24 protein-coding genes and 2 tRNA genes are annotated in these 24,667 nt (G+C 68.9%); 15 read left to right on the forward strand and 11 right to left on the reverse strand.

Annotated elements, in window-relative coordinates:
- The first annotated feature begins 67 nt into the window (after positions 1–67).
- From KYX17_RS03205 to KYX17_RS03255, 11 genes are all read left to right on the forward strand, one after another.
- Positions 68–1,603 (forward strand): MFS transporter, encoded by a 1,536-nt coding sequence (locus KYX17_RS03205; RefSeq protein WP_243225184.1) that lies wholly within the window; start codon positions 68–70, stop codon positions 1,601–1,603.
- A gap of 39 nt (positions 1,604–1,642) precedes the next feature.
- The gene (locus tag KYX17_RS03210) at positions 1,643–2,692 is read left to right on the forward strand and encodes a 3-isopropylmalate dehydrogenase (protein ID WP_243225195.1); all 1,050 of its coding nucleotides are present in this window, start codon (positions 1,643–1,645) and stop codon (positions 2,690–2,692) included.
- A 38-nt stretch (positions 2,693–2,730) separates the two neighbouring features.
- The gene (locus KYX17_RS03215; protein WP_243225201.1) at positions 2,731–3,825 is read left to right on the forward strand and encodes a branched-chain amino acid aminotransferase; all 1,095 of its coding nucleotides are present in this window, start codon (positions 2,731–2,733) and stop codon (positions 3,823–3,825) included.
- A 345-nt stretch (positions 3,826–4,170) separates the two neighbouring features.
- Positions 4,171–5,145: a hypothetical protein gene (locus KYX17_RS03220; protein WP_243225203.1), complete on the forward strand. Its 975-nt coding sequence runs from the start codon at positions 4,171–4,173 to the stop codon at positions 5,143–5,145.
- Positions 5,146–5,314: 169 nt separating this feature from the next.
- Positions 5,315–6,094 (forward strand): fumarylacetoacetate hydrolase family protein, encoded by a 780-nt coding sequence (locus KYX17_RS03225; RefSeq protein ID WP_243225204.1) that lies wholly within the window; start codon positions 5,315–5,317, stop codon positions 6,092–6,094.
- Positions 6,091–7,359: an MFS transporter gene (locus tag KYX17_RS03230; protein ID WP_243225211.1), complete on the forward strand. Its 1,269-nt coding sequence runs from the start codon at positions 6,091–6,093 to the stop codon at positions 7,357–7,359. The genes KYX17_RS03225 and KYX17_RS03230 overlap by 4 nt, the downstream gene beginning before the upstream one ends.
- Positions 7,356–8,039 (forward strand): class I SAM-dependent methyltransferase, encoded by a 684-nt coding sequence (locus KYX17_RS03235; protein ID WP_243225214.1) that lies wholly within the window; start codon positions 7,356–7,358, stop codon positions 8,037–8,039. The genes KYX17_RS03230 and KYX17_RS03235 overlap by 4 nt, the downstream gene beginning before the upstream one ends.
- 12 nt (positions 8,040–8,051) lie before the next feature.
- Positions 8,052–9,557 carry a glutamate--tRNA ligase gene (gltX, locus tag KYX17_RS03240; RefSeq protein ID WP_243225220.1) on the forward strand — a complete coding sequence of 502 codons (1,506 nt, stop codon included), beginning with the start codon at positions 8,052–8,054 and terminating at the stop codon, positions 9,555–9,557.
- Between the two features lie 67 nt (positions 9,558–9,624).
- Positions 9,625–10,119, forward strand: coding sequence for a lipocalin family protein (locus KYX17_RS03245; protein WP_243225222.1), 495 nt, complete (start codon positions 9,625–9,627; stop codon positions 10,117–10,119).
- Between the two features lie 90 nt (positions 10,120–10,209).
- A tRNA-Gln gene (locus KYX17_RS03250) sits at positions 10,210–10,281 on the forward strand.
- Positions 10,282–10,355: 74 nt separating this feature from the next.
- Positions 10,356–10,793: a VOC family protein gene (locus KYX17_RS03255; protein WP_243225224.1), complete on the forward strand. Its 438-nt coding sequence runs from the start codon at positions 10,356–10,358 to the stop codon at positions 10,791–10,793.
- A gap of 1 nt (position 10,794) precedes the next feature.
- Here KYX17_RS03255 and KYX17_RS03260 read toward each other — a convergent pair whose 3' ends face one another.
- The 4 genes from KYX17_RS03260 to KYX17_RS03275 all read right to left on the reverse strand — a co-directional run bounded on the left by KYX17_RS03260 (position 10,795) and on the right by KYX17_RS03275 (position 13,030).
- On the reverse strand, positions 10,795–10,998 hold the full coding sequence (locus tag KYX17_RS03260) for a hypothetical protein (RefSeq protein WP_243225226.1): 204 nt from the start codon (positions 10,996–10,998) through the stop codon (positions 10,795–10,797).
- Positions 10,999–11,066: 68 nt separating this feature from the next.
- Complete coding sequence (locus tag KYX17_RS03265; RefSeq protein WP_243225227.1) at positions 11,067–12,071, reverse strand: hypothetical protein; 1,005 nt, start codon at positions 12,069–12,071, stop codon at positions 11,067–11,069.
- A gap of 3 nt (positions 12,072–12,074) precedes the next feature.
- A complete protein-coding gene (locus tag KYX17_RS03270; protein ID WP_243225229.1) occupies positions 12,075–12,572 on the reverse strand; it encodes a hypothetical protein in 498 nt (165 codons plus the stop codon).
- 254 nt (positions 12,573–12,826) lie between these two features.
- Positions 12,827–13,030 carry a cold-shock protein gene (locus KYX17_RS03275; RefSeq protein ID WP_120228863.1) on the reverse strand — a complete coding sequence of 68 codons (204 nt, stop codon included), beginning with the start codon at positions 13,028–13,030 and terminating at the stop codon, positions 12,827–12,829.
- A gap of 290 nt (positions 13,031–13,320) precedes the next feature.
- Here KYX17_RS03275 and pepN point away from each other — a divergent pair, with 290 nt between their 5' ends.
- Positions 13,321–15,804 (forward strand): aminopeptidase N, encoded by a 2,484-nt coding sequence (gene pepN / locus KYX17_RS03280; RefSeq protein ID WP_243225247.1) that lies wholly within the window; start codon positions 13,321–13,323, stop codon positions 15,802–15,804.
- On the opposite strand, the gene KYX17_RS03285 is transcribed toward pepN, so the two are convergent.
- Positions 15,805–16,683 (reverse strand): aminoglycoside phosphotransferase family protein, encoded by an 879-nt coding sequence (locus KYX17_RS03285; RefSeq protein WP_243225250.1) that lies wholly within the window; start codon positions 16,681–16,683, stop codon positions 15,805–15,807.
- Between the two features lie 2 nt (positions 16,684–16,685).
- Positions 16,686–17,324 carry an MBL fold metallo-hydrolase gene (locus KYX17_RS03290; RefSeq protein WP_243225252.1) on the reverse strand — a complete coding sequence of 213 codons (639 nt, stop codon included), beginning with the start codon at positions 17,322–17,324 and terminating at the stop codon, positions 16,686–16,688.
- A gap of 152 nt (positions 17,325–17,476) precedes the next feature.
- On the opposite strand from KYX17_RS03290, the gene KYX17_RS03295 reads away from it, so the two are divergent.
- Positions 17,477–17,549, forward strand: a tRNA-Glu gene (locus KYX17_RS03295).
- A 55-nt stretch (positions 17,550–17,604) separates the two neighbouring features.
- Here KYX17_RS03295 and KYX17_RS03300 read toward each other — a convergent pair.
- The 5 genes from KYX17_RS03300 to KYX17_RS03320 form a co-directional block, all read right to left on the reverse strand.
- A complete protein-coding gene (locus KYX17_RS03300; protein ID WP_243225255.1) occupies positions 17,605–18,897 on the reverse strand; it encodes an MFS transporter in 1,293 nt (430 codons plus the stop codon).
- A 1-nt stretch (position 18,898) separates the two neighbouring features.
- Positions 18,899–19,435: a winged helix-turn-helix domain-containing protein gene (locus KYX17_RS03305; RefSeq protein ID WP_243225258.1), complete on the reverse strand. Its 537-nt coding sequence runs from the start codon at positions 19,433–19,435 to the stop codon at positions 18,899–18,901.
- A 59-nt stretch (positions 19,436–19,494) separates the two neighbouring features.
- Positions 19,495–20,568 (reverse strand): DUF4349 domain-containing protein, encoded by a 1,074-nt coding sequence (locus tag KYX17_RS03310; RefSeq protein ID WP_243225260.1) that lies wholly within the window; start codon positions 20,566–20,568, stop codon positions 19,495–19,497.
- Positions 20,565–21,122 (reverse strand): RNA polymerase sigma factor, encoded by a 558-nt coding sequence (locus KYX17_RS03315; protein WP_243225262.1) that lies wholly within the window; start codon positions 21,120–21,122, stop codon positions 20,565–20,567. The genes KYX17_RS03310 and KYX17_RS03315 overlap by 4 nt, the downstream gene beginning before the upstream one ends.
- Positions 21,123–21,194: 72 nt before the next feature.
- Positions 21,195–21,836, reverse strand: a complete 642-nt coding sequence (locus KYX17_RS03320) for a TIGR00645 family protein (protein WP_243225264.1) — start codon at positions 21,834–21,836, stop codon at positions 21,195–21,197.
- A 193-nt stretch (positions 21,837–22,029) separates the two neighbouring features.
- Here KYX17_RS03320 and KYX17_RS03325 point away from each other — a divergent pair, with 193 nt between their 5' ends.
- Positions 22,030–23,046 carry a TerC family protein gene (locus KYX17_RS03325; protein ID WP_243225266.1) on the forward strand — a complete coding sequence of 339 codons (1,017 nt, stop codon included), beginning with the start codon at positions 22,030–22,032 and terminating at the stop codon, positions 23,044–23,046.
- A 163-nt stretch (positions 23,047–23,209) separates the two neighbouring features.
- Positions 23,210–24,667, forward strand: coding sequence for a 3-isopropylmalate dehydratase large subunit (leuC, locus tag KYX17_RS03330; protein ID WP_243225281.1), 1,458 nt, complete (start codon positions 23,210–23,212; stop codon positions 24,665–24,667).

The raw sequence follows: 24,667 nt of genomic DNA on the forward strand, positions 1-24,667 counted from the left end.
AGGTCGACATCTGTTACTATACCAGCCGGACGGTTAAGTAACGTCCCAGAGAGTGCAGAGGTGGAAGATGACCGCGTCGATCCCGGCGACGGAGACAGAGCTGAACGCGCCCCGAGTCGGCGCTCGTGGATGGTGGGCGCTCATCGTGCTCATGCTCCCCGTGCTGCTGGTGTCGGTCGACAACACCGTGCTCAGCTTCGCTCTGCCGGAGATCGCGATCGCGCTGTCGCCCTCCGGCACGGAGCAGCTGTGGATCATCGATGTCTACCCGCTCGTGCTGGCCGGACTCCTCGTGACCATGGGGACCCTCGGCGACCGATTCGGCCGCCGGCGGATGCTGCTGATCGGTGCCACCGGTTTCGCCGCCGTGTCGGCGCTGGCCGCCTTCGCGCCCACCGCGGGCCTGCTGATCGCGGCCCGCGCACTGCTCGGCTTCTTCGGGGCGATGCTGATGCCGTCGACGCTGTCGCTGCTGCGCTCCATCTTCCGCAATCGTGACCAGCGACGCTTCGCGATCGCGGTGTGGGCGTCCGCGTTCTCGGCCGGATCCGCGCTCGGCCCGATCGTCGGCGGGTTCCTGCTCGAACACTTCTCGTGGGGCTCGGTCTTCCTCATCGCCGTGCCCGTGCTCATCCCGCTGCTCATCGCGGCGCCCCTCCTGGTGCCCGAGAGCCGCGACCCGCACCCTGGCCGGATCGATCCGATCAGCATCCTGCTGTCGATGGCGACGATGATCCCCGTCGTGTACGCGATCAAGTCGCTCGCGGTCGACGGTCCGACGTTCGCCGCCGGGGCCTGGGCGCTGCTCGGCGCGCTGATGGGAACCCTGTTCGTGCGCCGCCAGCTGCGCGCGGAGATCCCGATGCTGGACATGCAGCTGTTCCGCCGCGGCTCGTTCTCCGGTGCGATCCTCGTGAACCTGCTGAGCGTCGTCGCGCTCGTGGGCTTCCTGTACTTCGTGTCGCAGCATGTGCAGCTCGTGCTGGGTCTGTCGCCGATGCAGGCGGGGCTCGCACTGGTCCCCGGAATGGCGGCCATGATCGTGGCAGGGCTCACCGTGGTGCCGATCTCGCGCCGCGTCCCGTCCCACATCGTCGTCCCGTCGGCGCTGGTGTTCTCCGTCGTCGGGTATCTGCTCGTGGCCTTCAGCACGCAGGATCACGGGGTGCTGCCGCTGATCCTCGCGTTCGTGGTCCTGGGCATCGGCATCGGTGCGGCGGAGACGATCTCCAACGAGCTCATCCTCTCCAGCGCGCCGGCGGAGAAGGCGGGCGCAGCGAGCGCCGTGTCCGAGACCGCGTACGAGCTGGGGGCTGTGCTGGGCACCGCCGTTCTGGGAGGTCTCATCACGGCCTTCTACCGCGGAGCGCTCGTGATCCCGGAAGGCATCCCCGCCGGTGCCGCGGAGGCCGCCAGGGAGACCCTCGCCGGCGCGTACACCGAGGCTCACCAGCTGCCCGCGGAACTCGGGGACGCGCTGTGGTCGGCCGCGGCATCCGCCTTCGGCTCGGGGGTGACCGTGACCTCCCTGATCGGAGCCGGCCTCGTCATCGTCGCCGGCGTCATCGCGGCCGTCACACTGCGCACGTCGCGCACGCGCTGACCAGTACGCTGGGGAGGAATCCCCGATGCAAGGAGTGTCATGTCGCGTGTCGTGAAGCTGGCCGTCATCCCCGGTGACGGCATCGGCCCGGAGGTCATCGCCGAGGCGGAGCGCGTGCTCGAGGCCGTGACGGCGTCCAGCGACGTGGTGTTCGAGAGGACGCGCTTCTCGCTCGGCGCCGGCCGCTACCTCGAGACCGGCGACACGCTCACGGATGAGGACCTCGCCGCGATCTCGGCGCACGACGCCATTCTTCTCGGCGCCGTCGGGGGACAGCCGGGCGACGAGCGTCTGAAGGGCGCGAACATCGAGCGCGGCCTGCTGCTGAAGCTCCGTTTCAGCCTCGACCACTACGTGAACCTGCGGCCCTCGAAGCTGTACGCCGGAGCACCGGGACCGCTCGCGGATCCGGGGGAGATCGACTTCGTCGTCGTCCGTGAGGGAACCGAAGGCCCGTACGTCGGAAACGGCGGCGCGATCCGCAAGGGGACGCCGCACGAGGTCGCGAACGAGACAAGCGTGAACACGGCGTTCGGCGTCGAGCGGGTCGTGCGATACGCCTTCGAGCTCGCCGAGCGCCGCAACCGCAGGCTGACGCTCGTGCACAAGACGAACGTGCTCGTGCACGCCGGTTCCATCTGGCAGCGGGTCGTGGACGAGGTGGCGCAGGAGCACCCGGAGGTGGCCGTAGACTATCTGCACGTCGACGCGGCAACCATCTTCCTGGTCACGAACCCGTCCCGCTTCGACGTCATCGTCACCGACAACCTCTTCGGCGACATCCTCACAGACCTGGCCGGCGCCGTCACCGGTGGCATCGGCCTCGCCGCCTCGGGGAACATCAACCCGCGAGGAGACTTCCCCTCGATGTTCGAGCCCGTCCACGGTTCGGCGCCGGACATCGCGGGTCAGCAGAAGGCCGATCCCACCGCCGCGATCCTCTCCGTCTCGCTCCTGCTCGACCACCTCGGGCTGCGCGACGAATCCGCCCGCATCAGCCGCGCGGTCGAGGAGGACATCGCCGCACGCCAGGGATCGCGCACCACCGGCCAGACGGGCGACGCGATCATCGCACGGCTTCAGGCGTAGTCTGAGGGCATCGCCCGCATCGAACGCAGGATGTGAACATGACACTGACCGATACCGGACTCGCCCCGCTCGAGTTCTCCGTGACACGCAATCTCGCCGCCAAGTCCGCGGCTGAGCGTGAAGAGCTGCTCAAGGACCCGGGCTTCGGCACGGTCTTCACCGATCACATGGTCGACATCTGCTGGTCGGCCAAGGGCGGCTGGCATCGCCCGCGCGTCCAGCCGTACGGCCCGATCCCGCTGGACCCTGCCGCGGCCGTCCTGCACTACGGGCAGGAGATCTTCGAAGGGATCAAGGCCTACCGGCACGCGGACGGGTCGGTCTGGACCTTCCGGCCGGAGAAGAACGCCGAGCGCCTGCAGCGCAGTGCCCGCCGCATGGCGCTGCCGGAGCTGCCGACCGAGTACTTCCTGCAGTCGCTGCGCGAGCTGATCGCCGTCGACGGCGCCTGGACGCCGTCCGGGGCCGACCAGAGCCTCTACCTGCGGCCGTTCGAGTTCGCCAAGGAGGCGTTCCTCGGCGTGCGCCCCGCGCAGAAGGTGGCCTATTACCTGATCGCCAGCCCCGCCGGATCGTACTTCAAGGGCGGCGTCAAGCCCGTCCGGATCTGGCTGTCCGAGACGTACGCGCGCGCCGGCAAGGGCGGGACCGGGGCGGCGAAGACCGGTGGCAACTACGCATCGAGCCTCCTTCCGCAGGCCGAAGCGTACGACAAGGGATGCGACCAGGTCGTCTTCCTCGATCAGGACGGCAACGTCGAGGAGCTCGGCGGCATGAACGTCGTGTTCGTGTTCAAGGACGGGCGCGTCGTGACGCCGGAGTCGGACAGCATCCTCGAGGGCATCACGCGGGACTCGATCCTGCAGCTCGCGGAGGACCGCGGTCACACGGTCGAGCGCCGGCCCGTCTCCCTGCAGGAGTGGCGCGACGGCGTGGCGTCCGGCGAGATCGTCGAGGTCTTCGCGTGCGGCACGGCGGCGGTCGTGACGCCGATCGGTGCGCTGGTGACGGCGGAGTTCGAGGAGAGCCAGCCGACCGGCGACCTCGCCCTGTCGCTGCGCGAGGAGCTCACCGACATCCAGTACGGTCGCCGCGAGGACAAGCACGGCTGGCTGCTCCGCCTGGACGCCTGACCGCTCGACACGTCCTCGCGCACGACCCTGGACGCGCGCGCCCGGACGCCCCGGTCTCGGACGTCCCCGTCCGGACCGTGCCCCGGACGCCCCGATCCCGGACGCCGCGATCCCGGACCCACTCCATCCTCCAGACCTCTCCCCATTTCCGGGAGACCTCTCGTTATTGACGAAACCCCGTCGTATTCACGTGACTACGACGGGGTTTCGTTGCTGAGGAGAGGTCTGTCGCGGGTGCGGGACTCGCCCTGCACAGATCGGCGATTCGGATGACTTCGGGATCCGAGCGTGCCGGACCTGTGGATGAGAAACGATCGGCTCTCCCGTTTCACGCACCATGAGGGCATGGGCAAGCGGATCACCGTCGAGGACGCGGGCAACCTGCTGCGCGGTCGCTCCCAGCTGCTGGACACCGGGTTGACCGATCGGATGCTGGAAGGACTCGTGCGCGAGGGGAGGTTGATCCGCGTTCATCGAGGACAGTACGTCGACGGGGCGACCTGGCGGTCGCTCTGGGAGGAGGGAAGGCATCTCCTCCGCGTCTTCGCCTTCGCACGTTCGAGTCCGAGCGCGGTGTTCACCCATGCATCGGCTGCCGCGCTCTGGGGTCTGCCGCTCTACGGAATGCGGGACGACTTCGTGCACGTCCTCATCGCCGGGTCCCGTCACTCACGGCGAGCGCCAGGGGTCATGCGTCACGCGCTCGTCGTCCATGAGGACGACATCACGATCCGGCACGGACTCCGCTGCACATCACTGGTCCGGACAACGTTCGACCTGGCCCGCACCCTTCCGCGCGAGGGCGCACTCGCCGTCGGTGACGCCGCCCTCGGTGCGGCCGCGGTCTCACACCATGTGCAGGATGCCGAGCGGGCCGCGCTCTGGCGGGACGATCTTCTCGCTCGATGCGGCACCGGTGCTCGGGGCGTGCGCCAGGCGCGCTGGGTCGCGCGATTCGCGGATGGACGCGCGGAACTGCCGGGAGAGAGCGTGAGCCGCCTCCGTCTGCATCAGCTCGGCTTCCGCGACGTCGCGCTTCAGGTGCCCGTGACGGGACCCGCGGGTGACGAGTACTTCGTCGATTTCGGGTTTCCGGGTGCGCAGAAGTTCGGCGAGTTCGACGGGGAGGCCAAGTACCTGGAGCCCGACCTGCGCGCTGCGTCGACGACCGCCGAGGCGGTTCTGGCCGAGAAACGTCGCGAGGACGACGTGCGCGGCGTGACCGGCTGGGGTTTCGCGCGATGGGGGCACGCGCACATCCGGACCGTGGAGTCGCTCGGTTCTCGGCTCGCCGCCTTCGGCATCCATCCCTCCCGCTGAACGCTGCCCCGATTGCCCCGACCGCATCCCGACCGCACACAGACCTCTCATTGCCGACGAAACCCCGTCTTGTCGACGTGGATATCGAGAGGTCTCGTGAACCAGGAGAGGTCTCGGAGATGGGGGAGGGGGCCACCACCGGGCGTCGCGGGCTGAGTAGGCTGGTCGGGTGAAGATCGCTCGGTTCAGCCACAACGACGCCATCCGCTACGGCATCCTGGACGAGGGGGAGCTCGTCGTCCTGGCCGGCGACCCCCTGTTCGCCGGCTTCGACACGACGGGTGAGCGTGTTCCGCTCGCCGATGCGGCGCTTCTCGCGCCGGTCATCCCGCGGTCCAAGGTCGTCTGCGTGGGCAAGAACTACCACGATCACGCCAAGGAGATGGGCGGTGAGGCGCCCGAGGAGCCTCTGCTCTTCCTCAAGCCGAACACGTCCGTGATCGGTCCCGGCGACGCCATCGTCCGTCCCGTCGCGCTCTCGGAGCAGACGGACTTCGAGGGCGAGCTCGCTGTCGTGATCGGCCGCATCGCCAAGAACGTGTCCGCTGAGCACGCGCTGGAGTACGTCTTCGGCTACACCGTGGCCAACGACGTCACGGCCCGCGATCTGCAGCGCCGCGACGGGCAGTGGACACGCGGCAAGGGCTTCGACACCTTCTGCCCGCTCGGCCCCGTGATCGAGACCGAGTTCGAGGCGGATGCCGCGACCATCGCCACGCGCGTGAACGGCGAGGTGCGCCAGCAGGCGCCCCTGACGGACATGATCCACTCGGTCTCCGACATCATCGCGTACGCCTCGGCGGTGTTCACGCTGCTTCCCGGCGACGTCATCCTCACCGGAACGCCCGCCGGCGTCGGCCCATTCGCCGCGGGGGACACCGTCGAGGTCGAGGTCTCCGGCATCGGCGTCCTGCGCAATCCCGCGCGCGACGCGGCACCCGCGGCATGACCGTCCTGACGGCGGCCGAGCAGGCGGTCGTCCAGCGCCGCACCGTCCTCATCCTGTCCTTCGGTCAGGTGCTCGGCGGCATCGCCTTCGGTGCGACGGTGTCCCTCGGCGCCCTGCTGGCCGCCGACATCTCCGGAGACGATGCGCTGTCCGGACTCGCGACGGCATCCGTGACGCTGGGAGCGGCACTGTGCGCCATCCCGCTCGCCCGGATGGCCAGCCGCGTGGGCCGTCGACGGGCGCTCACGCTGGGGAACCTCTTCGCGCTCGTCGGGATCGGCATCGTGATCCTGGCAGCGGCCCTGCGGATCTTCCCGCTCCTGCTGGCCGGAATCCTCCTCATCGGCGCGGGCAACGCGGGCAACCTGCAGTCCCGCTTCGCCGCGACGGACCTCGCCGCCCCGCGGCATCGCGGCCGTGACCTGTCGATCGTCGTCTGGGCGACGACCATCGGCGGCGTGGCGGGCCCGCTCCTGCTCGGCCCCGGCGAGATCGTCGGGCAGGCCATCGGGATGCCGCCGCAGACGGGCTCCTATCTGTTCTCGCTCATCGCCCAGTCCGCGGCGTTCGTGCTGTATCTCGTGGCGCTGCGCCCGGACCCGCTGCTCGCAGCGCAGAGGTTGAGCCGGGATGCCGCGGCCACCGCATCCGCGCTCGCGGCCGTCGACCGGCCCGTCGTCGCGCGCTACGCGGTCTTCGCGATCGCGGGGTCGCACGTGGTCATGGCGTCGGTGATGGCGATGACGCCGATCCATCTGTCCCACATGGCCCACGGCATGCACGGCGGTCATGCGACGAGTGCCGACGTCTCGCTGCTGGTGGGCGTGACGATCGCGCTGCACGTCGCCGGGATGTACGCGCTCTCGCCGGTGTTCGGCATCCTGGCCGACCGCTGGGGGCGACTGCGCGTCGTGCTGCTGGGCCAGGCGCTGCTCGCGGCATCCCTCGTCTTCGCGATCGCGTGGAACGACCAGGCCTGGGGCGTCATGACCGCGCTGATCCTCCTCGGGCTCGGCTGGAGCGCCGCGACCGTGGCCGGCGCAGCGCTGCTCACCGAGGCATCCGCTCCGGAGCTGCGCACCCGCCGGCAGGGACGCAGCGATTCCCTGATGAGCCTGTCCGCCGCTGCCGGTGCCGTACTGGCGGGCGTCGTGCTGTCGAACTTCCAGTACGCGGGCCTCGGTGTCGCGGCGTTCGCGCTGGTGATCGCGATCACCGCGCTGTCGCCGTACGGCCGAATGCCCCGCGTGGCCGAGACCCGATGAAGCCGTGGTCCGGCACAGGTGAGGCGTACGCCGCATCCTACGCGGCACTGTGCGCTGGGACGGAGGACTCCGTCCTCGCCGCGGTCGAACCCGAGCCCACGATGCGCGCTGTCGCGGCGCGCATCCATCCCGGCATCCGGATCGTGGACGCCGCCCTGCCGCACCTGCCGTACCCGGACGGCGTCTTCCATGCGGTGACGGCGAACTTCGTGCTCAACCACGTCGCCGATCCGCGCGCGTCGGCGGCGGAGCTCGCGAGGATCGCGGTGCCGGGCGGCATGCTCGTGGCGACCACGTGGGTGCGTTCGCCGTCGTGGTTCTGGCTGGACGTGTGCGAGCGTGCCGGGCTCGAGCCGCCGACGGGGAAGAAGCTGCCTGCCGAGAAGGACTTCGACCGATCCACGACCGGGTTCGCGGCCATGCTGGGAGAGGGGCGCTGGCGCGACGTCTCGACCACCGAGATCACCTGGATCTGGCGGGTGGCGCCCGAGATCCTGTGGGCGTCTGCGGAAGGGGGCGTGGCCTCCGCCGGCGCGTTCTACAGGGCGCTGGACGCAGAAGGCCGTCGCGCCTTCCGCCGGGGATTCGATCTCGTCGCCGCTGAACGCTCCGAGGGCGACACCGTTCCGCTCGAGCACACCGCCGTCGTCGCCGTCGGCGCGGCACCCCCGTCCCCGTAGAATCGAAGGGCTATGGCTACTCCGCACCCCCTCACCACGACCGCCAGTGGTGCCGACGTCCGTGTCCGCTTCTGCCCCTCTCCGACCGGCCTGCCGCACGTCGGCATGGTGCGCACCGCGCTGTACAACTGGGCGTACGCCCGGCACAACGGCGGCAAGCTCGTGTTCCGGATCGAGGACACGGATGCCGCGCGGGACAGCGAGGAGAGCTTCCGCCAGCTCGTCGACGCGCTGACGTGGCTGAAGATCGACTGGGACGAGGGCGTCGAGGTCGGCGGCCCGCACGCGCCGTACCGCCAGTCGCAGCGCCACGAGATCTACCGCGAGGTCATCGACAAGCTGCTCGCCACCGGGGCCCTCTACGAGAGCTACTCGAACGCCGAGGAGATCGACGCCCGCAACGAGGCCAACGGCCGCGCCAAGCAGTTGGGCTACGACAACTTCGACCGCGACCTCACCGAGGAGCAGAAGGCGGCGTTCCGCGCCGAGGGGCGTCAGCCGGCCCTCCGGCTCCGCGTGCCGGACGAGGACCTCACCTACGTGGACCTGATCCGCGGTGAGGTGACGTTCCCGGCGGGCTCGTTCCCGGACTTCGTCGTCGTGCGCCCCAACGGCGTGCCGCTGTACACGTTCGTGAATCCGGTGGACGACGCGCTGATGGGCATCACGCACGTCCTGCGCGGCGAGGATCTCATGCCCTCGACCGCTCGTCAGCTGTCGCTGTACGCGGCGCTCATCGAGGCCGGCGTGACGTCGTTCGTTCCCCGCTTCGCGCACATGCCGCTGGTGCTGGGGGAGACCGGCAACAAGAAGCTCTCCAAGCGCGACCCGCAGGCCGACCTCTTCCTGCACCGCGAGCGCGGGTTCATCCACGAAGGGCTCCTGAACTACCTCGCGCTGCTGGGCTGGTCCATCGGTCCTGACCGCGACGTGTTCTCCCTCGAGGAGTTCATCGCGGCGTTCGACATCGAGAACGTCAACCCGAACCCGGCGCGCTTCGACCAGAAGAAGGCCGAGTCCATCAACGGCGACCACATCCGGATGCTGGACGAGAAGGACTTCGCCGAGCGGATCGTGCCGTATCTCGCCGCTGCGGGCCTCTTCGACGAGCCGACACATGAGCAGCTCGTACTGGCGTTCCGTGCGGCGCCGCTCGTGCAGGAGCGCGTCCAGCTGCTGGGGGACGTGCCCGGAATGCTCGGCTTCCTGTTCGCGGACGAGGTGTCGTACGACGCGGATGCCCTGAAGGGCCTGCCGGCGAACGCGGTCGAGGTGCTGCAGGCGTGCGTCGCGGCGCTCGAACCGCTGACCGAGTTCACGCCCTCGGCGATCCAGGATGCCCTGGCGAAGGCCCTGGTCGAGGATCTCGGGCTGAAGCCGCGTGTCGCGTACGGTCCGCCGCGAGTGGCGATCACCGGTCGCCGGGTGTCGCCCCCGCTGTTCGAGTCGATGGAGCTGCTCGGCAAGGACGCGACGCTCGCACGTCTGCGCGCCTTGTCGCAGATCCTCGCCGCCTGAGCAACCCCCTCGGCGACGCGGTCGCCTCGTCGTAGCCTGATCCTCCCGTCCGAAGGAGGAGATGACCATGGCTGAAGAAGTCCGCTCGGTGGCGACCGTCGAGCTGGGCCGGTATCTCGGACTCTGGTACGAGATCGGCCGGTTGCCGTTGCGGTTCGAGGATGACGAGGCCAGCGACGTGACCGCGGAGTACTCGCTGAACGACGACGGCACGGTGCGTGTCGACAACCGCTGCCTCGACGCGAAGGGCGAGCCGACTCAGGCGGTCGGCGAGGCGGTTCCGGACGGGGAGCATCCGGGAAGGCTGCGGGTGTCGTTCCTCCCGGACGCCCTGCGGTGGATCCCGTTCACCCGTGCGGACTACTGGATCCTGCGGCTGGACGAGGACTACCGCCACGCCCTCGTCGGCACCCCGGATCGGAAGTACCTGTGGTTCCTGTCCCGCCGCCCGGCTGTAGAGCAGAGCGTCGAGGAGGAGTTCCTGCAGGCCGCCAGGGACCAGGGGTTCGACCTCGACGGATGGATCAGGGCGGAGCAGTCCGGGAACGTCGTGCAGATGTGACCGCGCCACGCGCGGCGGATCGGCTCCATTTGGAACCTGTCTCGGCGTCGGGTAAGCTTGAACCTCGGTGCGAGGCTCCGGTTTCGCCCTTGGGGTATGGTGTAATTGGCAACACGGCTGATTCTGGTTCAGTTGTTCTTGGTTCGAGTCCAGGTACCCCAGCACAGTGAGGATCCCCGTTTCGGCGGGGATTTCGTGCTTTCAGATCCCGTCGGCGCAGGCGTAGCATCGCGCGCATGAGCATCAGACTGGAGAACGTCGGCATCGCGGTCCGCGACATCGAGGCAGCGATCGCCTTCTTCACCGACCTCGGTCTCACGGTCCTCGGCCGGGACACGGTCAGCGGAGAGTGGGCGGACACCGCTGTCGGACTCGACGGCAACCATGCCTCGATCGCGATGCTGCAGACTCCGGACGGCAGCGGGCGGCTCGAACTGTTCGAGTACATCCACCCGGAGGCGATCGAGACCGAGCCCACGCGTCCGAACGAGATCGGCATGCACCGCGTCGCCTTCGCGGTGGACGACCTGGATGCGTCTCTCGAGATCGCCGCGCGCCACGGTTGTCATCCGCTGCGCGGCGTCGCGGACTACGAAGGCGTCTACCGGCTCACGTATCTCCGGGGACCCAGCGGCATCCTCGTCATGCTGGCGCAGGATCTGCGGGGCGGGTGACTCAGCGGCCGGATCCGTCTCCGTGCTCGGCGCGCCTGCTCCCGACCCCGGGGATGTCGTTCTGGGGCGAGATGTCGGGGACTTCGCCCTGCTCGTCATCGTCGACCTCGACCGCGTCGACCGCCCCGCTGTCGGCGCCCTCGCCGCCCGGCGGCACGGCCGCGATCCGCTCGTCATCGTCCTCGTGGCGCTGGGTGTCGGTCATCGGCCACCTCCTTCGATGACGAACACGCTACGGATCTCCGGGCGTCGCGCCGAGAGCCTTGACAGCGCCTAATCGGTGAGCCAGACCCAGCCGAGTCCGAGCAGCAGCGGGACCAGTGGTGCGAGCACCGCCGCGACGACCGGGCCGAGGCGTGCCCGCGTGTCGAGCGATCGCGCCGCCGCGGACAGCGAGTCGCCCGCGGTGCGGTGAGCCCCGGCATCCACCACAGGGGCGGCCTCGTCGCGATACAGGGCCGTGCGGCGGCCGAAACGGTCGTGCAGTACGCCGACGACCGTCAGGAAGGCCCGCAACTGTGCCGGGTCGGTCAGATCGACCGGATCCAGGTACACGTGCAGCGTGCCGTCCACGATCTCCAGATCGCAGTCGGCGGCGTGATCGAGCAGGATCGCCATGAGGTCGGGTGTGAGCAGATAGAGCGCGTCGACCTCGTAACCGGTCGGGACCGACACGGCGAACACGTCGCTGAAGCCGCCCTCGAGGGTGAGCTCGTGCCGGCCGCGCGGGACGCGCGGCAACGCGCTCAGAGCACCCCGTGCGTTCCGCGAACGCAGCACGATCCGAGGCGCCTCGGCGGTCAGCGGGATGCGCACCATCTGGGTGGTGTGCACGCTCGCTCCCTCGCCGTCGCCGACGCTGAACACCCGCCGCGCCGTGTCGAAGGGCACGGGGGACGAGGCATCCAGATAGTCCATAGTGGTGCGGGCCGAGCGGTCGATCTGCTCGTCGATCGAACCTCCCCAGATCCGATCGCTCACGTCGGCGACGTACGCCCAGCCTGCATCGTCGGCCAATGACCACAGCAGCGCCCGCTGACGGATGCCGCGGCGCACCGCCGTCGCGACGTACGCGACGGCGGCGGCGCCGACGAACGCGACGACCACCTGCGCCAGCAGCAGCTCCGCGCCCCCCAGGGCGAAGCCGACGGGCAGGAGGTAGAACATCACGGCAGCGGCGACAGCGAGATACGCCACCGCCGTCCCCGTGACGATCACGGCCCACCGCTGCCGAAGCGGTGTCGACTGCGCGCGTTCGTAGGCGTGTATCAGCGACATCGGTCAGGGCTTGTAGACGATGGCGATGTACAGCTGCCCCGCCTCGCGAACCCAGGCGAGCCAACGGGGTTCGCCGAGGCCGCTCAATCGCTGGATCGGGATGACGTAGACGCCCTGTTCGGGGCGGCTGAGAGCACGGAACTGCGGCTTCTTCGAGATCCAGATCTTCCCGCCGCCATCCCACGGCTCGAGGTTCGAGTAGACGTAGCCGTGCTCGCGCAGGTTGGCCGAGTCAGCGAGTGCCTCGGCGCGAGGACGGAGCTCGGCGAGCACGTCCTCCGGCACGGTGCCGTCGAGCGTGAACGCCGCGACATCGTAGACGTTGTCGTCCCCGTAGTCGCGCGTCGCCACGAGGGCGAGCTCGGTGACGCCCTTGTCGGAACTGCCGGTCCACAGGGCGTGCGATTCCTTGGCCCGCTTGTTCATGAGGAATCCGCCGAAGTTCACCTTCTGGAAGGCGAAGTCGTCGAGCTTGGCGGCGATCTCTGCACGTGAGGTCATGGGTTTCCTGTCGTTCGTCTGCCGGGGTCGTCGCCCCGCTTCCTTGTCGAAGCTACGTGACCGTCCGCCATACCGATCACGACTTCGAACGATCCCGAACGGCGCGTGCTGGTCAGGCGGGGATGCCGCTCCCGACCTCGCTCGACGAGCCCTCCGTCGCGCGCCGGGGCTCCGTGCGCACCGCCGGACCCCCTCGTACGCCGAGACGCCGATGGGCCCGGCCGCGCGATGCGACCGGGCCCATCGGGTTCAGATCAGAGGGGGCGGATGTTCGTCGCCTGGGGACCCTTGGGGCCCTGCTCCGTGTCGAACTCGACCTTCTGCGCTTCCTCGAGGTTGCGGTGCCCGGAGCCCTGGATCGCGCTGAAGTGCGCGAAGAGGTCGGCGGAACCGTCATCGGGAGCGATGAAGCCGTAGCCCTTGTCGGAGTTGAACCATTTGACAGTGCCAGTGGCCATGCTGCGTGTTTCCTTTGTGTTCGTGGGCCGATGTTCGGCCCGTCGTGCACTGGCGAACGATTCGACAGTGCAGTCTGTGCGCCCCTCGAATGCGGCGGCGACGATGCCGGGGATGGTGAGGGGGTGAGGCGGAGGATTCGGAGGAAAGCGGCCACCCTGCCGCAGCGCGGCATTCGGGCTGATGCACGGTCGGAGAGCCCGGCCGCCATCGTGAAGGTGTCGGCCCAGCCTAGCCCATCCCGGGCCGTGGTGCGCCCGAGCGCCGGTCACGGTCGTGAAACGATGGACGCATGACCTCAGCGAACCTGACCCGCCAGGAGACCGCCGGGCGATCCGCGTCCGTCACCGTGCGAAGCATCCGAGTCGACCTCGATCTGCGGGAGGCGCAGGATGCCGGCAGGAGCGGCTTCGGGACGACCACGACGCTGGAGTTCGGCGCCACGACGACGCAGACCTGGATCGACTTCATCGGCGAGTCCGTCGACGAGGTCGTCGTGAACGGAGCGGCGCAGGAGGTGGACTACGACGGCGCGCGCATCCGGATCACCGGCCTCGCGGCATCCAACACGGTCGTCGTGCGGGCTCGCGGGGCCTACAGTCGGTCCGGCGAGGGGCTGCATCGGTTCGTGGATCCGGTCGACGGCGCGACGTACCTGTACACGCAGTACGAGCCCGCCGACTCCCGGCGCGTCATGGCGTGCTTCGAGCAGCCGGACATGAAGGCGGAATACACATTCGTGGTGCAGGCACCGGCCGGATGGCAGGTGCTCTCCAACCAGTCCGCCGTGTCGTCGATCGAGGACGGCTCCGCGCAGACCGTCGAATTCGCACCCACCTTGCCGATCTCCAGTTACATCACCGCTGTCGCGGCAGGGCCCTACCATCGGGTCGAGGGGACGTGGCGGCGAGGTGAGCAGGTCGTCGATCTCGGCGTCCTCTGCCGCGCCTCCCTCGCGGAGCACCTCGAGGCCGATGAGATCCTCACCGTCACGCGACAGGGGCTGGACTTCTTCACCGAGGCGTTCGACTCTCCCTACCCGTGGGGCAAGTACGACCAGATCTTCGTCCCCGAGTACAACCTCGGCGCCATGGAGAACCCCGGACTGGTGACCTTCACCGAGGCGTACATCCCGCGTGGCGCGGCGACGGACGCCCAGCGCGCAGGGCGCGCGAACACGATCCTGCACGAGATGGCGCACATGTGGTTCGGCGACCTCGTCACGATGCGGTGGTGGGACGACCTGTGGTTGAAGGAGTCCTTCGCCGACTACATGGGCTCGCACGCCTCGGCGGCCGCGACCCGGTTCACGGACGCGTGGGTGACCTTCGCGAACCGCCGCAAGGCCTGGGCGTATCAGCAGGATCAGCTGCCGACCACGCATCCGATCGTCGCTGACATCCCCGACCTCGAGGCGGCCAAGCTCAACTTCGACGGCATCACCTATGCCAAGGGCGCATCCGTGCTCAAGCAGCTCGTCGCCTTCGTCGGCGAGGAGGCGTTCTTCGAAGGTGCGCGGCGCTACTTCGCCGCGCACGCGTTCGGCAATACGACCCTCGAGGACCTTCTCGCGCAGCTCGAGGAGGTGTCCGGCCGCGATGTGCGCGCCTGGTCGCGCGCCTGGCTCGAGACGACCGGTGTGTCGACGCTCTGGCTGGAGACGGATGCCCGAGGCGAGCGGATGCTGGTGCAGAGCGCGACTCGACCGCATCGTCTGCGCGTCGGGCTGTACGACCTCGTGGACGGGCGTCTCGCGCTGCGCGAGAAGGTGGAGCTCGACATCGCCGACGAGCGCACGCCGGTGGGCTTCGGCGACGCGGATCTCGTGCTGCTCAATGACGACGACCTCACGTACGCCAAGGCGCGGCTGGACGAGCGCTCACTGGTGACCGTGACGGCGGCGCTGTCGAGCCTGGAGGATGCGCTGGCGCGAGGTCTCGTCTGGTCGGCGCTGTGGAACGCGACGCGGGACGGGGAGCTTCCTGCCGCCCGCTACCTGGAGATCGTGCGCGCCCACGCCGCCGCCGAGAGGAACATCTCTCTGCTGGCGGGGGTGCTCGGCAACGCCGCATACACGCTCAGCCACTACGTCCCCGAGGCGGCGCAGGCCGGAGAGCGCTCCGCCTGGCTGTCCGCGGCGCAGCAGGCGCTGTATGCCGCCGAACCGGCCAGTGACTCCCAGCTGTCGTGGGCGAGGGCGTTCGCCACAGCCTCCGCCTATGACGCGGGTGCGGCAGCAGAGGTGCGCAGGATCCTCGCGGGAGAAGGCCCGATCGGGCTCCCCGTCGACCCGGAGCTGCGGTGGCAGTTCGTGACCGCGCTGGCGACCACGGGAAGCATCATGCCTTCCGAGATCGAGGCGGAGCGGCAGCGCGACGACACCGCCGACGGCCGGACGGCGGCGATGAGGGCGCTGGCCGCCCAACCCGATCGGTCGGTGCGGGATGCCGCCTGGCAGTCGGCCTGGACCGATGCCGGTCTGTCCAATGACCATCTCGACGCGACGATCGGAGGATTCCGCGCCGGTGGGCGCCGCGACCTGACCGCTCATCACGATCCGGACTACTTCACCCGGATCCGCCCGGCGTGGGCCGAACGGAGCATCGAGATCGCGAAGCGGCTCGTGACGGGGATGTTCCCGGTGTCCGACTCGATCGCACTCGTCGACGCCTGGCTGGCGGAGAACGAGGACGCCCCCGGCGCGCTGCGCCGGCTCCTGATCGAGCAGCGCGATCATCTGGCGCGGGATCTCCGGGTGCGGTCGTCGCAGTCGTAGTCAGTCCGCGCTGAGTTCGGCGACGGTCTCCTCCCCGATCGCCCGATGATCGGGGCGGTCGTCGCTGAGCGTGAGGAAGACCAGAGCCAGGAAAGCCGCCCACGCTCGCGCGCGCGTCCAGGTCGCCTGGTCGTACCGCCCGTCGGTCGCCTCCTGAAACCTCCGACGGCCGTCCCGATCGAACACCAGCCAGGCCGAAGCGAGATCGTAGGCGGGGTCGCCCGCGGTGACGTCCCCGAAGTCGATGAGCGCGGCGAGGTCCCCGTCGTCCACGAGGATGTTCCCGGGATGCAGGTCGCCGTGGATCCAGACGCGCTCTGCGGCGGCGGGCGCGGCGAGTCCGGCATCCCACGCTTCGCGCAACGCGGGCAGATCGGCGAACTGTTCGAGCCGCGGACGGATGGCCCCGTCGCGCGCGGACAGGGGCACGCCGCGGAACGGATTCTGCGGCGCGTCTTCGCCGGCCGGGCGGTGCAGCGCGACGAGTGCCGTGGCGAGCTGCGGTGCCCACCGACCGTTGTGTGCGCGAGGCCGGCTCATCGCGGCTGTCCCCTCGATCCACGGGACGACGGACCACGGCCAGGGGAAGGCATCACCGGGGGTCCCGGCGACGAGGGGCACCGGGGTGCGGATTCCGAGTGCGGCCAGCCGACGGGCGATGACGGGCAGGACCCGTTGCTCGTGGAGGATGAGCGAGACGGCGAGCTCGCGTCGGGGGATGCGCACGGCGAGATCGTCGCCCAGGCGCCAGATGGCGTTGTCCCACCCCTCGGCGACCAGGACGAGCGGTCGAGCGGCGAGTTCGGGCGCGGCGGAGAGCAGAAGGGTGCGCACTTGGTCCTCGCCGAGGGAGCGCTCGGCGGCGGGCGAGTCGGCCATCCTCAGAGGTCGAGCGAATCGCCGGGATCCAGCCGGAAGAACTCGCCGCCGTTCTGCGCCGTCGCCCATTCCAGCCGGCCGCGGTGCATGTCGCGTCCGATCACGGACAGCGTCATGTCGTGCACGCCGAACGCCCGCCGTGGTGCGACGGCGAGGACGAAGTCCATCGCCTCTCCGATCTTCAGCCAAGGCGCCCCCAGCGGGGCGGCGAGCGTGTCCACCGCGACGCCGTCGGGAACGGCGTAGGAGTCGCCCGGATAGTAGAGCTCCTCGTTCACCAGGACGCCGACGTTCTGGATCGCGGGCAGCGAGGCGTGGATCACGGCGTGCTCGCCGCCGAAGAACCGGAGGGTGAAGTGCCCGGCGGTCACGGTGTCGCCGGGGGAGACGACGGTGATCTCGTGGTCAGGCGCGGCTGCGGCCACCCCTGCCGGCGCGAACACCGGAGTCCCCGGCGCCTCGCGCAGGATCCGGTCCAGCTGCTCGGGCGTCCAATGATCCGGATGCTCGTGGGTGATGACGACCGCCACGGTGCCGCTGAGGTCGTCCAGCGGAGTGGTGAAGCTGCCGGGGTCGATGACGAGGGTGTCCCCGGCCTCGTCGATGCGGAGTGTGGCATGTTCGTACTTCGTGACGCGCATGTGAAGAGTCAACTCCCATCCGACGGTGTCGGCAAACCCCGTACGCGCGCGCCACGCCCGGGATGCGGCAGGCTGCGGCCTCGATTTGGCGGAGCTCGAATGCCCGTGGCATACTTGAACGGTTGTCGCGGGACGGAAACGCTCCGCAAGACGGCCCCATCGTATAGCGGCCTAGTACGCCGCCCTCTCACGGCGGTAACGCGGGTTCGAATCCCGCTGGGGTCACCGCAACACAGAAAACCCCCGGTTCGTCCGGGGGTTTTCGCGTCTCCGCATCCGATCAGGGATTCACCGGCTGCGCGTCCTCGGATTCGGCATCCGAAGTCTCGGCGTCCTCGCGGCGCAACGACATCGTCCGGAACGCGCGGTTGCTGAGCGGCACGGTCATCAGCAGCGCCATGGCCCCGCCGTAGAGCGCGAACGGCACCCACAGCGGCAGCAGTCCCGCGATCGCGCCGAATGCCGCCATGGCCACCGGCATCAGGCAGTCGTCGCCGAGTCTCAGGATCGATCCGAGTCTCCCCAGGAAGTCGGGAGCAGCGGTCGCCGCGAACGTCGCGCCGAGCAGGGCCGAGGCGAAGCCCGCGGTGACGCCGATCACGAAGCTCCCCGCGCCGACGACGAACGGCGATCCGATACCGAGCGCCACGATGCCCGCACCCTGCACGATCAGAGCGAGGAAGGCGCCGCGGGCCTCGTGCCGCGGCCGCCACCGGACGACGATCAGCGCGCCGATCATCGCCCCGCCGCCGACGAGAGCCTCGAAGATGCCGACGGCTCCGGCCCCCCAGCCGCGTTGCGTGGCCTGCAGCGGGATGCCGATCGAGATCGCGGGCCCGACGGCGAGGTTCAGTCCCGACAGCGCGATGACGAGGGTGCGAGTGGCGCGCTCGGTCCGCAGGTGCCGGAATCCGTCCGCGACGCCGCGCAGGACGCTCTGCTCGGACGAGGCGCGAGGAAGCGAGAATCGCGGTCGCAGCCAGAGCACGATGAACACGATCACGACCGTGTAGGTCAGCGTGTTCACGCCGGCGCTGCCGACGATGCCGAACAGGGCGACGAGGAAGCCTCCGGCCGCGGAGCCCGCCATCGTGCCGAGACGGGACAGCGTCTGGCTCAACGCCGAATACGCGGGCAGGTCGGATGGGGCGACGAGCTGACGGGGCATCGTCCCGGCGGCCGGCTCGAAGAACGCGTCGCAGAGTCCGAAGGCGATGCTGGCGATGAGCAGCAGCGCCACGGTCGGTGGCGTCGCGAGGCACCAGATCGCGACGGTCACGAGGACGCCGACGCGGATCGCATTGAAGACGATCATGAGACGCCGGGCGTCGCCGCGATCGGCATAGGCACCCCCGATCAGCAGCACGATCGCGCGGGGGAGCGTGCCGGCGGCGATCACGAGTCCCGCGATCGCCGGGGAGGCGATCTGCACCGCCGTCCAGGCGAAGGCGATCGTGAAGATCGCATCCCCGGCATCGGAGAGAGCTTTCACCAGCAGCCACGCCTGCACCATGCGGTCCCGCGAGAAGGCGGGGGGCCGGTGCAGCATCCGGGGTTCGGCCGTCGTGGTCACGTCACACCTCCGTCGGGAAGCCGTGGGCGAAGAAGAACACCGGAAGCCGGTCCTGTCCGTCCGAGCGGTCGATGTCGGCGCGCCACTCATCCAGCAGAGCGTTCAGGCGCTGTCCGAGGTCGCGCAGCTCATCGGGCGTCGCCCAGCTCAGCGTGTCGGTCGCGAATCCCTCGATCTCGCTGTCGCGCGAGACACGATGCCAGCGCTGCAGCAGCTCGAGCTGATGGCGGACGTTGGCCCGTTGCGCCTCCCGCGCGAGCAGGGCGTCGGCGGGGGAGGAGAAGTCCGCCTCGGACCAGCTGAACTTGCGCCGGGCGAGGCGCCACCAGCTCGTTCGCCGGTCCCCGGTCGGGTCGTCGGCCTGTTCGACGACGCCGGCCTTCTGCAGCATCCGCAGATGATGGCTGATGCTGCCCACCTGCGCGTCCAGTGCATGCGCGAGCGTTCCCACCTGGGTCGCGTCGTGCAGCACGAGGTGATCGATGATGCGCCGGCGCAGCGGATGGTGCACGGCGGTGATGACGGAGATCGGTTCCACGCAGGCAACGCTAAGCGCGGAGACCCATTCTCACAAGACTTCTTGTATATCCCGGAAAATCAGGCTTCTGAGGAGTCAAGACCCGCTCGCCGCCGCCGGCGCGACCGTCGGATCAGCCAGACGATCAGGAGCACGACTGCGGCGACCGCGAGCCAGGGCAGCAGGAAGCCGATGGCGATCACCAGAGCGTTGAGCGAGACGATCAGTCCGTTCCAGCCGGCGAGCAGGCCGTCCGAGAATCCGGCCGGATCGGCCTTCGTCGTGGTCGCCTCGGGCACGAGCTCGATCTGCAGCGACGACATGGCCACCTGATCCTCGAGCGCCGTCAACTGCTGCTGGTAGGACTCCAGCTCCGCTTGCCGATCGGTCAGCGCGACCTCGGCCTCGATCAGCTCCGAGACCGAGCCGGACTGGGACATCAGCTCGGTGAGCCGGGCGACGGACGCCTCGAGGGCGTCGACCCGTGCGCGAAGATCGATGGCCGTCGAGGTGACGTCCTGCTTGGTGATCGACGACGACAGCACCTGGCCCGTATCGCCCAGTTCCGCGATGACGGCTGTGAGCTCGGCGGACGGGACGCGGATGCTGATCCAGCCGTATCCCGGAGCAGGCTGGACGGGCAGGCTCGTGTCCGTCGTCGACGTGTTGCGCGAGACGCTCGTGCTCTCGACGTATCCGCCGTGCTGATCGGCGAGGTCGCCGATCTCGCTCACGGCATCGGACACGTCCTCGACCTCGACGCTCGCGTTCGCGGTGGCGATGATCTCGCGATCCGTCTCGGCGACGGCCGTGTCGGCCCCGGCCGCGTTCTCCTGGGCGACGCCATCCGACTGTCCGGCGCTCTCCGGCACGGCGGCGATCTCCGGCGCAGCGCCGCCCTCATCCGAGCTCGACAGCCCGACGATCGACGTGGCGGTGACCGAGTTCAGGATCGGGGGAGTGACAAGGATGCCGAGGGCGAACGCCGCCGCGATGCCGGCGCCGGTCAGCAAGCGCCGCCGGCGCCTGCCGCGCACGGCCGACGACGGGAGAACTCTCGCCGGCTCGTCTGCGATGCGGTCGAACACGGCGTCCTCGATGCGGGCCACGGCCTCATCGGACAGCTCGGGGAGAGCAGTGCTCTGCTCGTTCATGCGTCTCTCACTTCCTGGACGGTGCCGCGCAATTGCGTGCGCACACGGGAGAGACGATTGCGGACGACGGCGTGGCTGACGCCGAGCTCGTCGGCCGCTGCCTGGTAGGCGTAGCCCTCGGAGGCGCACAGCCGGAAGATCTCGCGGTCCAGTTCGCCGAGCGTTCCGATCTCGGCCGTGATGCGGGCGGCGAGCTCGGCCGAAATGACCTGCTCCTCGACGCTCACCGTGGCCGGGATCGCCTCGTCCGCAGCATCCGTCGTGTTCTCACGGTCGCGGATCCGGCGCCGCAGACGGTTCGCCGCCTGGAACCGGCAGATGGTCGCCAGCCACGGCAGCAGCGAGTCGCCCGCGAGCTCCAGCTTCGGCAGCTTCCGCCAGGCGACGACGAACGTCTCCTGCGTCACGTCCTCCGCATCCGCGGCCGAGCCGAGGATGCCGTGCGCGATCCAGTAGACCGGCCGGACGTGCGCACGGTAGATCGCGCGGAAGGCGCTCTCATCACCCGCCGCGGCCCTGGCCGCCCGTTCCTGGTCTTCCGATCGTTCCGGCATCCTGCCTCCGTTCGGTGTCTCTCACCCGGGAAGTGTCGGAGGATGCCTCATCGTCTCAGAATCGACGCGTGATCAGTGAGTGGCCTCGTGATGCGCCGCGATGGCCGTCTTCTGAGACATCCGGTCGATCAACGCCAGCGCGAGGGCGGAGATGATGAACACCATGTGGATCACGACCTGCCAGAGGACGCCGGTGGGGGTGTAGTTGCCCAGTCCGTCCACCTCGCTCTCCTTGACGCCGTCCGCATCCATGTTCCCGACAGCGATGAAGGTCTTGAGCAGGTGGATCGACGAGATCCCGATGATCGCCATTGCGAGCTTGACCTTGAGCACGTTCGCGTTGACGTGCGAGAGCCACTCCGGCTGGTCCGGGTGACCCTCCGTGTTGATCCGTGACACGAAGGTCTCGTACCCGCCGATGATCACCATGATGAGCAGGTTCGCGATCATGACCACGTCGATGAGCCCGAGCACGCTCAGCATGATGGTTGCTTCGTTGATATGGGTGATGTCGCCGAACACGTCATCGACGATGAGGTGCCACAGCTCGACCATGAAGACGACGACGTACACGACCTGAGCGATGATCAGGCCCAGATACAGGGGCGCCTGCAGCCACCGGCTGACGAAGATCAGGGAGGCGATCGCACGCGCCCAGCCGTTGCGGGGTGTGGTCTCGAGCGGGTCGGCAGAGGTGTCGATCTGAGAAGTCACGGCGACTATTCCATCATGGCCGATCGGGCCCGGGAACCTCCGCTACGATGAATACCTGCGAGAGGGAGTATCCCGTCCTCGCGCCCTCGTCATCACGAGCACCGACAGCGTTGCTCCGGGGGTGCGGCGCACTCGGTGCGTGGGAGAGACTTTCGGTTCTTTCCCGTCCCCTCTCGAAAGGTGCCGTGCGCCCTTGGTAATCCCCGTCTGGTTCGAAGTCACCTCGCTGGTGGTCCTCACCCTCATCCTCATCGGCGACCTGCTTCTCGTGCGCCTGCGGCCGCACATCCCCTCGACCAAGGAGTCCTCCCTGTGGGTGGCCTTCTACGTCGGCCTCGCCCTGGTCTTCGCGGGTCTTCTCTACTTCATCGCCGGAGGCCAGTACGCCGGCGAGTTCCTCACCGGCTGGGCGCTCGAGTACAGCCTGTCGATCGACAACCTGTTCGTGTTCGTGCTGATCATGGCGCAGTTCGCCGTGCCGCGGCGTCTGCAGCAGCAGGTGCTGATGGTCGGCATCATCATCGCGCTCGTGCTGCGCGGCATCTTCATCCTGCTGGGCGTCGCGATCATCGAGAACTTCTCGCCGATCTTCTACATCTTCGGCGCCTTCCTCATCTGGACGGCGATCCGTCAGGCCATGCCCGAGGGCGACCATGAGGGCGAGGCCAAGCGCGAGAACTTCATCGTCCGGATGCTGCGCCGCCGGATCGACATCAGCGACGAGTACGACGAGGGCAAGCTCCGCACGGTCGTCGACGGCAAGCGCATGTGGACGCCGATGATCATGGTGTTCGTCGCGATCGGGGTCACCGACCTGATGTTCGCGATCGACTCGATCCCCGCGATCTTCAGCATCACGCACAACAGCTTCCTGGTCTTCACCGCGAACATCTTCGCGCTCATGGGCCTGCGTCAGCTGTACTTCCTGCTCGGCGATCTGCTGGACCGCCTGCGCTACCTCCACTACGGCATCGCCGTCATTCTCGGCTTCATCGGCGTGAAGCTCATCCTGCACGCGATGCACGTCAACGAGCTGCCGTTCATCAACGGCGGACAGCACATCGAGTGGGCGCCGGACATCCCGATCTGGCTGTCGCTCACCGTCATCCTCGTCTCGATGGGCGTCGCCACGATCGCCAGCCTCATCGCCTCGGCGAAGGACAAGCGTCGCGCTCCGCAGGAGCTGCACCCGGAGCCGCCGACCCACTGACCGTGGTCATGATGGCGAGGACCACCCGTCGCAGCGGTGTAAACTGACCGGCATGCGGCGGGTGGTTCTCCTTCTTAGCAGCCGCGACGAGACCTCGATCTAGGCCTTTCTCGTCGCGGAGTCCCGCGTGGGCCGCCCTGCGATTCCAGGAGACGAAAGACGCATGACCATCGACCCGACCGACATTCCCGCCCGCCCGCGCACCCTCGCCGAGAAGGTGTGGCACGACCATCTCGTCGTGAGAGGCGAGAACGGCGAACCCGACCTCATCTACATCGACCTGCACCTGGTGCACGAGGTCACCAGCCCCCAGGCGTTCGACGGCCTGCGCACCGAGGGCCGTCCGCTGCGCCGGCTCGACCTCACGATCGCGACCGAGGATCACAACACCCCGACCCTCGACATCGACAAGCCGATCGCGGACCTCACCAGTCGAACCCAGATCGACACCCTGCGCCGCAACGCCGAGGAGTTCGGCGTGCGCATCCACTCGCTGGGTGATGCCGAGCAGGGGATCGTGCACGTCGTCGGTCCGCAGCTCGGCCTGACGATGCCCGGGATCACGGTCGTGTGCGGCGACTCGCACACGTCGACGCACGGTGCGTTCGGCGCCATGGCCTTCGGCATCGGCACCAGTGAGGTCGAGCACGTCATGGCGACGCAGACGCTGCCTCTGAAGCCCTTCAAGACCATGGCCATCACGGTCGAGGGCGAGCTGAAGCCCGGCGTCAGCGCCAAGGACATCATCCTCGCAGTGATCGCGAAGATCGGCACCGGCGGCGGCCAGGGCTACGTCCTGGAGTTCCGAGGCAGTGCGATCCGCGCGCTCTCCATGGAAGGGCGCATGACGATCTGCAACATGTCGATCGAAGCCGGTGCCCGGGCCGGCATGGTCGCACCCGACGAGACCACCTTCGCCTACGTCAAGGACAAGCCGCACGCGCCTCAAGGGCAGGACTGGGAGGATGCCGTCGCCTACTGGCGGACGCTGCCCACCGACGAGGGGGCGGTGTTCGACGCCGAGGTGTTCATCGACGCCGATGAACTCGAGCCCTTCGTCACCTGGGGCACCAACCCCGGGCAGGGCAGTTCGCTGTCGGCATCCGTTCCCGACCCGGCGCAGATCTCGGACCCGAACGAGCGCGCCGCGGCGGAGCGCGCGCTGGAGTACATGGACCTGACGCCGGGCACTCCGCTCAAGGACGTCCCGGTGGACGCCGTGTTCATGGGCTCCTGCACGAACAGCCGGATCGAGGACCTGAGGGCCTTCGCGTCGATCGTGAAGGGGCGGAAGAAGGCCGACGGCGTGCGCGTCATGGTCGTCCCCGGCTCCGCTCGCGTGCGCCTGGAGGCCGAGGCCGAGGGCCTGGACAGGATCTTCACCGACTTCGGTGCGGAGTGGCGCTTCGCGGGATGCTCGATGTGCCTGGGCATGAACCCGGATCAGCTCGCACCGGGCGAGCGCTGCGCCTCCACCTCGAACCGCAACTTCGAGGGCCGGCAGGGCAAGGGCGGACGGACGCACCTCGTCTCGCCGCTCGTCGCGGCGGCGACCGCGGTGCGCGGCACGCTGTCCAGCCCGAGCGATCTCGCACCGATCGAAGAGATGGCGGGAGTCTGA

This window comes from Microbacterium sp. CIAB417 (assembly GCF_022788845.1).

What these genes read in the sequence shown, in the direction of transcription:
- KYX17_RS03205 (WP_243225184.1), top strand. Translation starts at nt 68, where the DNA reads ATGACCGCGTCGATCCCGGCGACGGAGACAGAGCTGAACGCGCCCCGA.
- KYX17_RS03210 (WP_243225195.1), top strand. Translation starts at nt 1,643, where the DNA reads ATGTCGCGTGTCGTGAAGCTGGCCGTCATCCCCGGTGACGGCATCGGC.
- KYX17_RS03215 (WP_243225201.1), top strand. Translation starts at nt 2,731, where the DNA reads ATGACACTGACCGATACCGGACTCGCCCCGCTCGAGTTCTCCGTGACA.
- KYX17_RS03220 (WP_243225203.1), top strand. Translation starts at nt 4,171, where the DNA reads ATGGGCAAGCGGATCACCGTCGAGGACGCGGGCAACCTGCTGCGCGGT.
- KYX17_RS03230 (WP_243225211.1), top strand. Translation starts at nt 6,091, where the DNA reads ATGACCGTCCTGACGGCGGCCGAGCAGGCGGTCGTCCAGCGCCGCACC.
- KYX17_RS03235 (WP_243225214.1), top strand. Translation starts at nt 7,356, where the DNA reads ATGAAGCCGTGGTCCGGCACAGGTGAGGCGTACGCCGCATCCTACGCG.
- gltX (WP_243225220.1), top strand. Translation starts at nt 8,052, where the DNA reads ATGGCTACTCCGCACCCCCTCACCACGACCGCCAGTGGTGCCGACGTC.
- KYX17_RS03245 (WP_243225222.1), top strand. Translation starts at nt 9,625, where the DNA reads ATGGCTGAAGAAGTCCGCTCGGTGGCGACCGTCGAGCTGGGCCGGTAT.
- KYX17_RS03255 (WP_243225224.1), top strand. Translation starts at nt 10,356, where the DNA reads ATGAGCATCAGACTGGAGAACGTCGGCATCGCGGTCCGCGACATCGAG.
- KYX17_RS03260 (WP_243225226.1), bottom strand. Translation starts at nt 10,998, where the DNA reads ATGACCGACACCCAGCGCCACGAGGACGATGACGAGCGGATCGCGGCC.
- KYX17_RS03265 (WP_243225227.1), bottom strand. Translation starts at nt 12,071, where the DNA reads ATGTCGCTGATACACGCCTACGAACGCGCGCAGTCGACACCGCTTCGG.
- KYX17_RS03270 (WP_243225229.1), bottom strand. Translation starts at nt 12,572, where the DNA reads ATGACCTCACGTGCAGAGATCGCCGCCAAGCTCGACGACTTCGCCTTC.
- KYX17_RS03275 (WP_120228863.1), bottom strand. Translation starts at nt 13,030, where the DNA reads ATGGCCACTGGCACTGTCAAATGGTTCAACTCCGACAAGGGCTACGGC.
- pepN (WP_243225247.1), top strand. Translation starts at nt 13,321, where the DNA reads ATGACCTCAGCGAACCTGACCCGCCAGGAGACCGCCGGGCGATCCGCG.
- KYX17_RS03285 (WP_243225250.1), bottom strand. Translation starts at nt 16,683, where the DNA reads ATGGCCGACTCGCCCGCCGCCGAGCGCTCCCTCGGCGAGGACCAAGTG.
- KYX17_RS03290 (WP_243225252.1), bottom strand. Translation starts at nt 17,324, where the DNA reads ATGCGCGTCACGAAGTACGAACATGCCACACTCCGCATCGACGAGGCC.
- KYX17_RS03310 (WP_243225260.1), bottom strand. Translation starts at nt 20,568, where the DNA reads ATGAACGAGCAGAGCACTGCTCTCCCCGAGCTGTCCGATGAGGCCGTG.
- KYX17_RS03315 (WP_243225262.1), bottom strand. Translation starts at nt 21,122, where the DNA reads ATGCCGGAACGATCGGAAGACCAGGAACGGGCGGCCAGGGCCGCGGCG.
- leuC (WP_243225281.1), top strand. Translation starts at nt 23,210, where the DNA reads ATGACCATCGACCCGACCGACATTCCCGCCCGCCCGCGCACCCTCGCC.